At 52.5% G+C, this 14,250-nt stretch carries 11 protein-coding genes; all 11 read right to left on the minus strand.

Going from position 1 to position 14,250, the window contains the following annotated elements:
- Nucleotides 1-7 precede the first annotated feature (7 nt).
- A complete protein-coding gene (locus R3C20_05905; protein MEZ6040018.1) occupies nt 8-1,315 on the minus strand; it encodes a VWA domain-containing protein in 1,308 nt (435 codons plus the stop codon).
- Between the two features lie 4 nt (nt 1,316-1,319).
- Complete coding sequence (locus tag R3C20_05910; GenBank protein ID MEZ6040019.1) at nt 1,320-2,207, minus strand: MotA/TolQ/ExbB proton channel family protein; 888 nt, start codon at nt 2,205-2,207, stop codon at nt 1,320-1,322.
- Between the two features lie 66 nt (nt 2,208-2,273).
- Nucleotides 2,274-3,134, minus strand: coding sequence for a GYF domain-containing protein (locus R3C20_05915; protein MEZ6040020.1), 861 nt, complete (start codon nt 3,132-3,134; stop codon nt 2,274-2,276).
- 71 nt (nt 3,135-3,205) lie between these two features.
- On the minus strand, nt 3,206-4,309 hold the full coding sequence (locus R3C20_05920; GenBank protein MEZ6040021.1) for a hypothetical protein: 1,104 nt from the start codon (nt 4,307-4,309) through the stop codon (nt 3,206-3,208).
- The gene (locus R3C20_05925; protein ID MEZ6040022.1) at nt 4,303-6,147 is read right to left on the minus strand and encodes a hypothetical protein; all 1,845 of its coding nucleotides are present in this window, start codon (nt 6,145-6,147) and stop codon (nt 4,303-4,305) included. The genes R3C20_05920 and R3C20_05925 overlap by 7 nt, the downstream gene beginning before the upstream one ends.
- 83 nt (nt 6,148-6,230) lie before the next feature.
- Nucleotides 6,231-7,850, minus strand: coding sequence for a hypothetical protein (locus R3C20_05930; protein ID MEZ6040023.1), 1,620 nt, complete (start codon nt 7,848-7,850; stop codon nt 6,231-6,233).
- Nucleotides 7,819-8,331, minus strand: a complete 513-nt coding sequence (locus R3C20_05935) for a hypothetical protein (protein ID MEZ6040024.1) — start codon at nt 8,329-8,331, stop codon at nt 7,819-7,821. Before R3C20_05935 ends, R3C20_05930 begins: the two co-directional genes overlap by 32 nt.
- Nucleotides 8,295-9,029, minus strand: a complete 735-nt coding sequence (locus R3C20_05940) for a hypothetical protein (protein ID MEZ6040025.1) — start codon at nt 9,027-9,029, stop codon at nt 8,295-8,297. The genes R3C20_05935 and R3C20_05940 overlap by 37 nt, the downstream gene beginning before the upstream one ends.
- Before the next feature lie 52 nt (nt 9,030-9,081).
- Complete coding sequence (locus R3C20_05945; protein MEZ6040026.1) at nt 9,082-10,026, minus strand: hypothetical protein; 945 nt, start codon at nt 10,024-10,026, stop codon at nt 9,082-9,084.
- 488 nt (nt 10,027-10,514) lie between these two features.
- Complete coding sequence (locus tag R3C20_05950; GenBank protein MEZ6040027.1) at nt 10,515-11,858, minus strand: hypothetical protein; 1,344 nt, start codon at nt 11,856-11,858, stop codon at nt 10,515-10,517.
- 1,491 nt (nt 11,859-13,349) lie between these two features.
- A complete protein-coding gene (locus R3C20_05955) occupies nt 13,350-14,153 on the minus strand; it encodes a DUF3050 domain-containing protein (GenBank protein ID MEZ6040028.1) in 804 nt (267 codons plus the stop codon).
- Nucleotides 14,154-14,250 lie beyond the last annotated feature (97 nt).

Consider the following 14,250-nt stretch of genomic DNA (forward strand, 5'->3'; position numbering starts at 1 on the left):
CAGATCGTTATGGAACAAACCTGTAGTCTCCGCCATTGTCTTTGGCGATCTCCATTAGCATTGGCTCACCATCGCGTGTTTCGAAGGCGATCGTATTGATTCGGGCCTTCAGGCTGTTTTGCGATTTCACCACCGCAGGTGTAGTGGATTCAAACTGACCATCCGTAAGAAGAAAGATGACATCCGCTGCTGGTCGAATGCTCAATGCTGCCGACATTCCCATCTCCACGTCAGTTCCTCCACCGGAATCCACGCTTTGCAACCACTGTTTTGCCCTGTCAACTTCTGTGTCAGTTGCTCGTGCTAGTGCATCCTGCTTTGTTAGGTTGGTGTAGGTCTGCAATGAGTCATCAAAAAAGATGACTGTGAAATGAACGGAAACCGGCAATCGTTCCAGACAGGCAATCAGTTCATGCTTTGCTCGACGCAGTCGCCCCCCATCCATGCTTCCCGAGCGATCGACCACAAATACAAACCGACGGCCGGAGGAGCGGATCCCGAAAAATGTCGCTTCACCCGGAGCGGTAACGGCAAACCGGGCATTCGGAATTTCTCCTTCGGAAGGATCGAGTTTCGATTGAAGTGCTCCGTCGGATTTCTCTTCCTGATCCGACGGCAACCCATGTCCAGGATTCAGCGAACTAACATCGTTTGATCCCGATGCCTGTGCATCGTTCTTTGAACTGTCGTCGCTAGCCAGCCGAGATGTCTCACTACCGTTATCAGCACTACCCGTCGGAGAAGATCGCCCCTGCGAATTGGCATTAGCTGCCATACGTGTCTCGTCCAGCAGGAGCGAATCGCCACTTTCTGCTGAAGCCTGTGAGCTACCGCTACTGACGGCATCGCCCAGGCCGTCACCCTGTTCTGAGAAACCACTTGCTGAATCACGGCCATCAGGGGATGAACTGGTAGATTGGGGCCATAATAGCCACATCAGCAAGAGCAAAAGGAGCATCCCGGAGATTCCAGCTCCCGCGACTATTGTGCCATGCTTCCGTTGCAGGCGTTCGTCATACGGATCCAGGGGAATCGCTGGTGGCCCGGCGGATGTTGGTTCAGCCGCCCGCTGAACCACGTCGTTTTGTTTATCTGATGGCCAACCAACCTTCACGTTGTTTTGGATCGCCTTCTTGTCGGGCTTGCGGATGGCGTCTCTTGCCAGAAGTCGCCCAAGGGTCGTCCAATTCCGTTGGCCCGCACCCCGAATTGCAGTCTCACGGTGAATGCGATGTTCTGCGTGCAGCAGCAAAAGTTCCGACTCACTGACCGGGCCTAATTCCACATCCTTAATTCGATAGAACCAGTCGGACATGATGCTATTGCTCCGTCGTTGAGTCGTCTTCACCGAAGGGTAGCAATCTCAGACGATTCACGATGTGACGAGTACAGTATTCCGAGCATGCGTCGAGGAATTCCTGCTCGGACTTCTTCAGAAAAGTCACACATAGCTGTATGAACAATGCAAAGATCAGTGCAACTAATGTGGTATCGAAGGCAATACCAAGTCCGCCGGTTACATCTTTCAATGCAGGCAACAGGGCGTCGGCTGAACCAGAAGCAGCACTGATTGCTCCACCAAAGTTACCGATCGCCACGGACAAACCAAGAACGGTCCCAATAAAGCCAAGGATTGGGATCGCCCAGACAAAACCGGTCAACAGGATGTATGACGTTTCAGAAACTGCTTCATCAGTCTCAGCCTGTGATCGCAGAATCTCATCAACGTCTGATACGCGGCCAAGATTTCGCAGGTTGGATAGTGCAATCGTAATCCGGTTCATCAGCACAAACTGTTTCGGATCATCAACAAGTTGCAGAATTCTGTCCATGACTGCATTGATAGTTCGAGGCGACAAAATGAACTCAGCATCCTGTGGAACGATGTCGAATCCTAAACACCGTTTTTGCATTGCGAGCTTCCGCCATTTGATCACAAGGATCGCCAGACACCAGCAGGCAATGAACACTGTGAAATAGGGGATTGCCCCCTGATCAGTGAACTTGCTCTTGATTGACGTCCACGGGACTGCCAGCACTCCCAGGTAGAACGAACCTGTCAGCAGGATCGCAACGATGAGCGACAGCAATGTATTGACGCGAGTGAACCGCCCGCCCGGAAAGCTCAATCGCTGTTCAATGTCCATGCGATGCCATGACAGCATGTCAGGCGGAGCAGTCAGTTCTTGGATTGTGCGGCTGGACATAGGAAGGATTCAATTGGGCAAACAATGGAAGGCGACTTCAATTGGCATCAGAAACACGCATTTCGATTATTCGGACGTTGCTGGCCGGGATGTATTGTTTTCGATCTTGATCAACACTCGCACAACTTCCAGCGCAGCAAGACAAGAAATGAACAACAGCCATAACATGACCATCTGTAACACCAGAGCAATTCCAGCAATCAGGACGACGCCTAGGATGATGGCGATGTCATTAAAACGGTTCTGTACTTCCTGACCCACCAGCACCATGAAACCGGATGTGACAGCAAGCGATAGCAAGACAAACATAATTCGGCAAGCCCCTTCCGCAACCAACAAGTACCGGGTCAGGCTCGGATACTTGTAGATAGCGTCATCCGGCAGGCTGGCCCCTTTGGATGTGCCCATCAATACTTCCAGGAACGTGGCCTTTGGAATAACAGCCTTCTGCTGCGTCTGACGACGGTCGCCAACTGGAGAAGCTCCAGCGTCGGCAACCGACCCCATAAATTGCGGCAGATCCTGGGCCGGTGTCCAATCTTCCAGGCTTCCGTGCCAGACGCGGTCGCTGCCTTGCAATCGGCTGGTTGCCAGCATGGACTTGATTTCAGCAGCAGTGACAGGTCCAATGTTGTTGCGACCTTTGGCGTAATACCAACCGGCGTCGCTGTTCTCCTCCACGGCTGGCTGAGAACCGCCAACTCCGGAATCCACAGCTGTTGCGGCTGCGACTACGGGTTCTTCGGACGCACTGAATTTAGACTCGAACAATCCGGGAATATCACCAGCTCGCTCCCAGTGTACCGCATCCTCTGAAAGCTCATGGTGCCGCCCGAGTCGCTTCTTGCGGATCTGCGACACGATCTGTTCCCGACTGAGGGGACCTTTCACTTGTCCACGCACCCGGATGTAGTACGCATCGGCCATTCCAACACTCTTTCTGCTACAACAAAAATGTCGTTCGGAATTCAGATCTGACCCTGCATTTCGCAAGTCATTCAGGAACCATTTATCAACCGGAAAACGGGGCGACCCTCTGGCCATGTCGGGTCCGCATTAGGAACCCCTATTTTTGTCGTGTCGGCTTCTGGATATGTCGCAATGTCGAACATCTTGACAGCACCGTCGGCGTTATCGCGACCGACAACAAAAAGCCTGGCCCCTTTTGCTTTAACCGGCACTGACGGCAGCGAAACGACCCAACGCCCGTCGGTGTCCTTGTGCATCCATCCGACCCACTGAGTCGCCGGACCAAGTTCTGATTTTTCCAGGCGGGAGCGATCCGCTGAGACCTGTTTCAGTTCTGCAAGTATTTCTGCCTGGCGGTTCTTCAAGTAGAACTCAGCATTGCTGCGATCCTTTGCTGCTCGCTTGTCATCAAACACAACCCAGTTCGTCAGTAGAGAGACTCCAGCCTGGTCCAAATCCTTCAGCAGCTTTTCCGCACGAACCCGGAAGAACTCGCTGTTTTCCGCTCCAAGCTTCAACAGCTTCTTAAGAGTCAGGAATCGAAGGATCGGATCGACTGTATCTGCGGCCAGCACCAGCTCGATGATGCGGAGCAGATCCTGCTCGAAATCCGGTGACTCTTCGGTCAACACTGGCATGATCTGACGCCAAAGTTTGGTTTGGGGTGACAGCCAGTCGTCCTCCTTCGGCCCGTCGGCACCAAACCTCACCTTCTGTCTGCCCAGTGTCTTGGACGCTGTTTGAGTACCGGTAGTCGTGGTGAAGTAGTTGAACCTGTAGATTGATCCCTCAATGGAGGGGATCTGGGGCGTGTAAAAGAGCTCTCCCTCCGTCGTCGTCACCAGATAACAACTGGAAATCGTGCGGGCTGCGAAGATGCCTCGAATGGAATCTGATAGTGTCCCGTCAGCCCCTGTCTTTCTCGATGCTACCGCCTTCAAGGCATTAAGACGATCGTCCATCTCCATGGGGCCGGGATACGGCCCCGAATCTTTCAGGAATTTGCCGACTTCATCCACGAGCAGTTGGGCCTCGGCTGACCGAATTGTCTTAAAACTTACTGTGATCAGTTTTCTCCGGATATCGTTCCACTGCAAGACTCCCCGATACAGCATTTGCTCTTCATTTAGCACCTGATCAAAACCTTTCGCTCGCTGAGTTCCGCTTGGGATTTCACCATGTCGCGAAGCTCGGTTTCGTACTTAGTGAGCCCACCCACGGATTCAGTGACTGCAGTCAAATCCCTGGCAATTTCCAGATTTCGACTAATCATTGAACGCTGCTGGTCGAGCTTGACCTGCAGTGCTTCCGCTGAAATCTTCAATGGTGGCGACACCCCCTTGCGACTAATCAGCTCGGAGACCTGAGCCAAAATTTCTGTGTATCCGTCAAGTCGATCCGGAGGCAAGTTGGCTGCCTGGTCGGTCAATTCAGCGAGGCTGTCACCGTAGGCCTGGTCGATCTGGTTCTTGCAGCGCTGTTTCTCCTTGATCCGAGATTGACTGGAAATGATGTTGGACTTCTCAGAAGCATTCTTTGTGAGGGAATTGGCCTTTCGCAATGCTTCGTCGGCTTCTGACAACTGCTCGACGGTCGTTGCAGACTTTGACAGTCCGTCGGCTGTATGAATCAGTTCAGATATCTGTGACAATCGACCAGCCTCTGCAATCTGCAGACTTTCCAACTGTTGCCGGAGTCCCTGGATTTCGGGGGCACCAGCAACGACAGGTCGGCCTTCATCGACGCGTGCCAAATAACCTGTTACCGGTTCAAGCACGCCCGATTTCTGAGCCTCCTGAAGTAGTTGATTGAGTTGCGTCACATGACCATCAATTTCGGAACGGATTCCAATCTGTCGGACGAACAGAGAAACAGCGACAACTAATGTGATGCCAGCCAACATGGATGCCGCAATAATCGCGGTTTGCTTACGTGAGGCTTGCGTTTGCAATGTCTCCATGCGATCCGCGAGTCGAGCCTCCAACTGCTGCGGCAGAATATGTTCGCGTCGGGTTGCCTGATGATAAAGTCGTTGCAGTTCGTCCAACTTTGCATTGTGTTCAAGGGCACTTTCAAGATCCTGAACTGCCTGAGCGTGTTCAGCCGCAATTCGCTCCTTTTCATTCTCGTGGTCGATCCACTCCAATGCCGGTCCGGCCACGTCGATGATCCCATCGTTGGGTGGCAGATTGACGATCTGACACAAAGCATCAAATCGCTGTCGCAACTGCCTGGCGGTCTGCAGATCAAAGTCCGCAAATGCGTCAGACAGTTGATAGGAGATCGTTTCCATCTCCTTTCTTGACGATGTGCGTCGAAGGGATCTGTGAGCGTCTGCTGCCTGTTTCTGCAGGCTTGACGGAACTTTGACGCGCCAGTCGGTTGATGCCAGCTCTCGATCCAGCATCGCCAATTGTTCGAGGTCGGTCGCTCGGACGGCCTGCTCCAGCTGAGACTTGAGTTCTTCCAAGCGAGTCCGTTCAAATTCCAGTAGGTCTTTTTCCCATACCGGATTGTCCGGGTCTTTGGCGCCCAATAACCGTAACGTCTTGATACGCTCGGCCATCGGAGCACGGGATAATGACTGCACCCGAAATCGATTCAACAGGCCTTCGACAGATGAAACCGCTGAATAAGCATCATTCAGTTCAGCGGCCAGATCTGACGGCAACGATCTAACGGGACTGATTTCCGACTGCTCAAGACGCTCGTTCCATGCTTCGAATTCCGGAAAATCCAGGGCCGTAATCAGTTCGTTCAGATTTGGTTCGCGTTCTGCAAGGTCAATGGCTTCGGATCGCAGCCCCTGGCTTAGCAGCAACTCGACCTGCCTCAATCGCTTGCTGACGCCCGACACAGCCTCCTCCAGACGCGCAGCAAGATCCATCAACTCTTCTTCAGGCACCTGAGTTTCACTGGAGAGGATTTGCTGAATCTCTTCGACCAGGTCGTTGATATCGTCAAGCATCATTCCTGTACCTCCTCTCGTCGATCCTCAAGGATGAGTACAAGTTGCTCCAGCGGATTGGATGTATTTGATTCAGATGCAAACGGCTATGAAATCTTGACGCGTACACGAGTTGGTGTCAGATTCTCCTCAATCAACTGGTTCAACTCATTTTTCAAGAAAGAATTCGTCTCTTCTAACCTAGCGAGTGCATCTTTCAACCCGGCCTTTGCCTGAATGAGACCGTCTTCAAGGGTATTTGAAGGCTTCTGCGGCTCCGAATTGGAAGCTGGATCCTCATCGACGATCAACGAATTCTTGGCATTATGTTTCTGCCATGTATCCAGCAGTTTCTGACGGGATTCGATTGCTTCGGCGGCTGATCTTGTTTGTTTCATTATTCGCCGCAGGCTGCCGTTGTCAGGGATGACTTGCAGCGATTCCTTTGAACGCTGTGTTAGTTCATTCAAAAGTGTGCCCAGATCTTGTGCCCAGAGCGTGGTGGTGCCGTGAGCCTTGAAGCGATACTTCGGGGGCCGTGCTATAACCGTTTGAGTGTATTTCAATCCCCATTTGCTGTTCTCATATTTTTCGGTATTGGGATTAAAGTTCAAAGGAGCATCTTTCTCCATCGCGGCGTGTATCGCGTAGGAGTTGAAATGAACTGTCACCGTCTGGTCTAAGCTAAGTTCCTGATCGTTCACGCTCACCACGACGTGATATTGCCATTCAGGCTGAAATGCATCCTCGTTGCCATCTTTCAGTTTCCATGTGGTACGTCCTTCAAAACGATGACGTGTATCGGGTTGGAGATTGAGCGATAGTGTCTGGAATTCACTCCCGTCGTCGTGTTCGAGTTCTACGTCAACTCTTATCGACGTGTCACTTGAAACCGCGTTGATCACTGTGGAAATGGACTCTGGAATGGCCACACGCTCAGTATCTGATGCGCCATTCCTAATGTGGCGCCAATCTAACAACCGTTCAGTGTGAATGCTTTGTGGTTTTGACAAGGAGAACTGCTCATGCACATCGCCAATACGGACATCCAACGGCACAAATAGGATAAGATGTCGAACTGTATCTGAAGCATCCCGTTGCCAGCGAAAGGACAAGTCATACATGCTTCTGTCCTTTTCGCCGCGTCGAGCTTTTAGCGTCATTTTGCCAAAGGTCTGTTCCGGACCACCATTCGACACATCTCTGCCAACCTTCACGTTCCACTCGCGCTGCTCTTCGCTTCCGGCTCCATTCTCGGAAGTGAGTTCTTCGTATTTCACGGTTAGTTCGCTCGGGTGGATAATTTCGAGGAATTGAGGGGACGCCGTAACCGTTAAATTTCGGAATTCAGAGTCAGTCAAGACCAGCGGCAAGGTCCGTTCACCACTTGCATTCGAAGCACTTGTCTCATCGGGGAATCCGAGATGCCCTGATTGGGTTCTGAACGAATTGTCATTACGGATAAGTTGAAATGGATCTCGAACGACTTCCGCCTCTGGAGCCGCTGCGTCTGTGATTAGCATTGAAGACTTTGGGATGTCTTGGGGTGGAGGCGTCGAATTCCCTTCGTCTTTCGATGGCCCGCTCGCCGGATCTGGTTCTATTAGTGGTGCGAGGTGAGCATCAGGGGCGGAGGAAGCCAGTTCTGTTCGCTTTGCAGGAATTTCCTCAGCAGGAGTTTCATTAATGCCCTTCTCATTCTTTGAAGCTGTCGGCGTCGTTGCCACCTGAGGTCTCTTTACGCTGCAGCCACTGAGGGTTTTTCTTTACGAGCCATACTGCTCCGGCAATGCCACAAAGAATGAAAACGACCAACGTAACGGCAAGCAATGCACCTGCGAGTTGACCATGAACTGCACGACGCGGTTGCATTAGATCATCAATTCGCTGTTCTGCGTTTCGCCGCTCTCGAAGACCTTCGATCGGAGGTGGGGATGATGGCGATGGCGACGAAATTGGATACGTCATCGGTTCGTTCGGTGCGTCCTGCGCATCAGACGCAAGATCGTTCCAGTCGGATTCCGTTACTGGTACTAAGTTTGGTTTTGTCGCTTCGGCCCCTGGCAGTTTCGGCTTAGCAGGTCGAGTGACGGCGGGAGTGGATTGCGTTACGCATCCGCTTCGAGCCAGTTGAACTAGTGAGCCACCGGTGGCGGCTGGCAGGGGCTGTGTCAGATCGACAACGCGAGCCTTGGCGTTATTGCGCAACGTGGTTGCCTCAGGCGTTCCGTCCAGTACAAATCGTAACTGACATTCAATCCCCGCCAACAGTCGCGTGAAGTACGTACTAAATGTAATGTTCCAGCGTTGCGGCACAGCGGTAGCACGTCCAGCACTTCCCTCACCAGTCCCAGCGTGTCCATTCCTGGTCGAAAAATGACAGACACAGGAGAGGGGTCCTGCAACAACATTTCTGCGATTGCCCCTGCCCAGCCACCATCGCCAACCTGTGAATTCCAGATTTTCAGGACTACCGATTTCGGCAAGGCGGGCGACGCGATCGTTCGCGGTGGCACATTGCGAACGCTCCCATCCCATTTGTTCACCACTGTCCCCGATTCCGCCAGCAACCTAGCTGGCCCCACTGTCATCACCACCGGATTATTAATCACGACATGATGAGCCAGCTTGTTACTACGTCCGGTGTAATCCTGACCGGCATCAGCCACACGAGAAATCACATTCAACTTCCTGCCAGCCAGACGAAAGGTCACATGAGCGTAGTTGACTGGATTCAGTTTTGCATTGGGATCGTTCAGAGGAAACACATGCCGATATCCGCTCATCGCTTCAAGTCGTTCGGCCAGATTCAAACCCATTCCAGCTGTGCTGACGACCGTACAGAATCCTCGACTCCCACTCTTTAACCCCTTTTCAGCTGACGTGTAGATGATCTCTTCAACCATGTCGTTTCTCCGCGTTCATCTGACGATTCAGATCAGGACGGCAAGTTCCGTACTAATGGACGTCAGGAGCCTGAGCGATCAATCCTGGGATGGTACGTTGAATTGCATAAAGCAGCGGGATTTCAGCCCAGGCGGGTTTGATGTCGGCTGGCCGCACTCCCAGTGCCATCCGGCCTGTTTCGGAGTCAATCTGAGAATCCGGCATCGACTGTGGCGAGCAGCCCAAAGCGCTGACCGGGATATATGTGACGTCCTCGGAAAACGCCTCCGCTGAAGAGACAATCTCGGGTGCAAGCTTCATCATCAGCTTTCGAAACGACTCCGAAATCTTCTTCAGTTGACGCACATCAAACTGATACAGCCCGTCAGCTCTTTGCTGCATCACCCACTCCTGCTTCAGTGGTTTACCGTTGGCGATCGGCGACCATGCGTCGTACTTGGACAACACTACGATGAGCGGACGCTTGTCTCGCTGATCCTGGCCAAGCCCCAACTCAGCACGAATCCGTCGCGTGGCTTCCGTCAAAATGTGATCCTGTCGATACGCGTTCGCAAGATCCTGCAGTTGTGGATCACTGGATTTGCCGCCAAACATTTTGCGAACCTGTGTGTGCTGCGTTGGATCAAACACAAACAACAAGGCACGGGCGACGGCCAGATGCCGAGTACCGGGCGTGTTGGCGTTTTGCCCTCCTGGCAGAAAATGTTCGCCAGCATTGTCATACAGACAAATGGCTCGTCCGTTCTTGCGAACTTCTTTGGCTTTCGGGTGCGAGGGCATTAGTCGTAGCCGAAACACAAAGGGCCGCGGCAGAAGCATGATGCGGTCCCGTTCAATCTCAATCTGCTCGTATAGATCACCATCCAGTTCAGTTTTGGGGAGGGCGGCTAGCTTGTCGCGGCGAGAATTGAGGAACAACGTCTCTTCATACTCGTGGAGTTTATGATTGGCTTCAGGATCTGAGTCCTCAAAACTGATTGAGAAGTTTCGCGACAATGTGGTACGCAATTGCCAGAGAGACGAGGAGAGGAAGTAGGACTTACCTGAGCTCGGTGACCCTAGAATCGAAAAGAAAGATGAAGGCAACTCGATCACATCTCGAGGAATAACCAGATGGCACCTAGGACACGCCAATTCACTACACTTCTCGCCCAGCGAATCAATGGCCTGACCTGTCACGCTAAATCGCGTGGGCAGGAACCGGCGTTGCCCTTCCGGGACCTTTGGATCGTCTCGCAAGGATGGATGGGACGAAATCCACTTAATCTCTTGCGGCTTGAATGTTAGCCAGCAATGCGGGCAGGTGATTTTTGCAAGCAAAGACTGTTGCTGAACGTTGGTCATGGTGGAATCGGAGGTTCGTTAGGATTAGGCAAGTCCCTGGCCGGAGAGTCTGCAGAACAGAAAACCGAGCCCCGGCAGTCTTCAGAGTCGACGAAGGCAACTTGTCGCGTCGTCTTCCACCAAGCCGCGAATGCCTGAGGTTATTCAATGGTGGCAGATTGATCTTCCACCGACTCATCGTCTTCTGTGACGCCTCTCGCAGCTTCGAAGATGTCCTCGATCGAAATCTGCAAAGATGCGGCGACTTCCATCGCAGTCGCCCCTTTGTCGATCCACGTTTCCGGTAATTTCGGCACCCGACTCGCGTGAGACGCTACTTTCCGTTCGGCATCAGCCATTGCCGCTTGAGCACCTCTGTCCTTTGCCAACGCTTCCGCGTATTGCTCCTTCGCGGCAGTTAATTGATCTCTGGCAGCTTGTGCTGCCCCGGACATTCGGATGACAGCCGTCTTCATTACCGATTGTTGCCGGGAGTATGCGTTGGCAGCAGCTCTCATCTGATTTTCAGCCTGAGCGACGGCCCCTTTTGAAGCCATCGCTGCCGCAAGCTGACTGGCATTCCCTTGACGCGATGCGCTAACCTGTTGAGAGACGGCGGTAGCATGCGCACTTCTGGCACTATCGTACGCAGATCTGATTGATGGAAGGCGGGCATTCGCTGCGTCGTAGGCCTGCCGCAGCGACATCATATTCGCATCGACCCTTCCAACAATTAGTTCAATCGCGCGTTTCGCTTGTTCTGGGTCTTTGTTTTGTTCGGCAAGCTGTTCGTTCTTCTTTTCTCGTTCGGCTGCCAACTGCTGCTTGAAAGCCTCGACATTGGCAAGTTGAGCCAACATTCGCTCGGCCTCTTCGCTTTTTACAATCGACTCGACCCAGAGTTCACTTGCGTCCTCCAGATCTTCCATTTGGTGACAAGCATCACGAATCCAGAAGATCTCCCTCACAAGATCCTGATTCTCTGAATTGGCCTCGCGTTCGACAAAGATCTTCAGCACTTTTTTATGGTAGTTCTGCAGCGCTGTCATTGCCTGTTTCTGACTGTCGAACAGCAGTGACGCGGTGACATAACTACGCCATGCTGGCCAGAATTCCGGATCGCGATTTGTGATAGCTCTGATCTCACGAACGACGTCAATGCCCCGATCTGCTTTGATCACCGCGATCAGCAAGGACACATGCTTATCCCGCTTAACGGAAGGCGACAAAGGCCTCACAATCTGCGTTAGCTGATCCGTGAAATCTTCCGTTGTCTTAGCTGCCGAGGACGAGTCCAACTGAAGATTGTAAAACTCTTCCAGTTGTGACAACGCATTCAACACCTTTGCGTCGGCAATCGCTGATTCTTCTGACGTTGAGGCTGACGCCACGGAAGCTGATAACGACTTCGCCGCCATGACAGCTACGAATCCAGCAAGGACGCACCTAAGCAGCCAATCAAAACGCATTCGACCCTTTGTTACCTCGAGACTGAGATTTGACATCAAAGTCATCCCCTAAGACTAAACAGCCCTGATATGCGAGTATAGCTTTTACGCATTCGTCGTGATGCAGGAAAGCACGTAGTTAGAGAGTACCAAAACGGCCATTGGGCATCAACGGACTACATGTTTAACTCGACCGATGTTCCTGTCAACGAGTTCCGAACAATCCCTGACTTCACCATTGCGTCGCGGACCCGCTTCAGCGGGCGGAATTTGAAGACTTTCATGTGGCTGTAAAGCTGATCGGCGGTCTCTGCGCAGAATGCACAGCGCTGACTCCCGAAGTTTGCTACCCATCTTTGCGATATTAAACCTGACAGTGTTCCAGATAAGCGAGGCACAACTGGGCAACCGTTAGTTGCTCTTGAGTCGGATTCTTCTGTCGCGCCCTGAAGGCGGCAATCGGCTTGTCGTATCGCTGCCGAGATTCCTTCGATGTCTTTCTTCAGTGCATCCGCGTTCATGGGAGTCTCGTCAAAATGAGATTCTCTTCCCTGATCCGGCAACCAAGCCAATCAGAGTACGAATGCAGATGGTACCCCCTAAGGGAGGTCTGTTCAAATCAACGGCAAACTCTATTCACCTCAACTAATGGATATGCCAATGACCGCAATCGTCTCGCAACGCGGTGGAATTATCTGTGGCTTCTCAGGCCAAAGCCGGAAAGCTCCTCACCGTACCTGAAACCGTACCTACTTCCCGTTGACCGCTTTGCCCCTCAGTCGAACACAATATCGAGAACACCGAGAAAAGCAGACATTCAAACCCCATTCACACCCAAACAAAACCCAACAAAACCCAACAACAAGACTGGCGGTCAAGAGGTCGCAGGTTCAAATCCTGTCAGCCTGACTATCTTTCTGAAGAAGCCCTTTGGCCAAAAGGTCGAAGGGCTCGCTCATTATGGGCCCGAGAGTTACGTCATCGAGATCGCGTCCCCGAGTGTTTGTCTGTGTGCCCGTACTTGTCAAAGATGCGTCGTATGGTCCGGGCATTCTCGGGGTGAACCTCAATGCTGCGGCCATCGATCCGGATATTGTGGTAGCCGTAGGGTGGTCGGCTCGGGAACAGGCCATTTTCGACCTGACGGTTGAGTTGATACCTTCAGATCAATCGACTGCTCTTCCGCATAGACGACGCCATGCTCGCCAGCATCCGCCGCTGCTTCCGACCGGCTGGCTTGTTCAAAGTGGGCTGAGCCACGGCGAATGCCGAACGCAATCGGAGGGCCTGTTGGTCGATCACGGGGAATCAGATGTGCATACAGTTATTCGTTATCAATCTTCCCGATCGAAAACGTCCCGGCGTCCGGCTGCTTCGGGGAACCAGAGACTTATGCCACAGTCGCGATCAACACGGCAAACACCTTGCCAGTGCGCATTGCAGGGCAATTGAAAATGGGCAAATGCCGTTCGTGCTTGTCGGCTCATCCTTTTCATCCGCTCCGTGAGCGCTTCGATTTCGTGAGGTGGTACAGGTTTCAGGGACAGGTCATTCCCGTGGTTTCAGCGATCCTGCTATCGTAGCTTCCCTGCTGATCGCATCGTAGATTCCATTCCAAAGTTCTTGCCGAGCAAGTAAGCAGTCAACCGCTGCTTGTTCAGCGGTTTCCCAAAGTGCATCGTCGGCTGCGCAAAGGGACTGAAGCAGACGGGTAGCCATTGGACCATGTTCGTCGCCATCCAATCCGATATGGCGATCAAGGTAATACTTGAAGTCGTCCAGTTGCCCGCCAGCTCGCGTATTCAACTCATCCACGATGCATTGAAACACGTCTGGCAGCAAATCTTCCCGACCAAACGTGAAAGCTGAAGCAACCGTACAGAGGTCGCCAGTCTCGATAATCCTGAAGGTCTGCTCAACAAAACGACGAGCCGCTTTGGGGACTGCGGGTGATGCAAGGGCCTTCAGCACTGGAACGCCCCCGCGAAGATCACTGAGGAATCCATCAATGCCAGCGGTGTTGGCCCCGCATTGTTTCATCGAGCGATAATAAAGTTCAAAATGGCTGGCGAACCCGCCTCGGCCATCATGGTCCGATTCCTCGGCAAGCACGATCTCGTTGATGAAGCGGCACGCCTGCGAATCAACGGGGACCACCCACGGCACTTCGACGCAGCAGAGTCGCTGTTGCAACACCTTGAGTAAAGACATGAAATCCCAAACAGCGAAGACGTGGTGTTCCATGAACAATCGCAACACATCAAGGCGTTCCATTTCGCCGTAAATGCGGTGGTTGAGCAGAGCCTTTCTCAACGGGTTCAGCCGTTCTTCAAATCTGGGTCGGTGGAGCAAGTTGTTTCTCTTTCCTGAAAACTGCACGAATCGCCAACCCGAAAAGTTGTGGGTTGGTTAAGGCACCATTTTGGACATTTAACCGCACGGAGCGTGA

This window comes from Planctomycetaceae bacterium (assembly GCA_041398825.1).
In the GTDB taxonomy this organism is placed as follows: Bacteria; Planctomycetota; Planctomycetia; order Planctomycetales; family Planctomycetaceae; genus F1-80-MAGs062.

Bases quoted from the DNA above. Each gene is read 5' to 3' on its own strand.
- R3C20_05950 (MEZ6040027.1), bottom strand. From the start codon at position 11,858: ATGTCAAATCTCAGTCTCGAGGTAACAAAGGGTCGAATGCGTTTTGAT.
- R3C20_05940 (MEZ6040025.1), bottom strand. From the start codon at position 9,029: ATGGTTGAAGAGATCATCTACACGTCAGCTGAAAAGGGGTTAAAGAGT.
- R3C20_05925 (MEZ6040022.1), bottom strand. From the start codon at position 6,147: ATGATGCTTGACGATATCAACGACCTGGTCGAAGAGATTCAGCAAATC.
- R3C20_05905 (MEZ6040018.1), bottom strand. From the start codon at position 1,315: ATGTCCGACTGGTTCTATCGAATTAAGGATGTGGAATTAGGCCCGGTC.
- R3C20_05910 (MEZ6040019.1), bottom strand. From the start codon at position 2,207: ATGTCCAGCCGCACAATCCAAGAACTGACTGCTCCGCCTGACATGCTG.
- R3C20_05915 (MEZ6040020.1), bottom strand. From the start codon at position 3,134: ATGGCCGATGCGTACTACATCCGGGTGCGTGGACAAGTGAAAGGTCCC.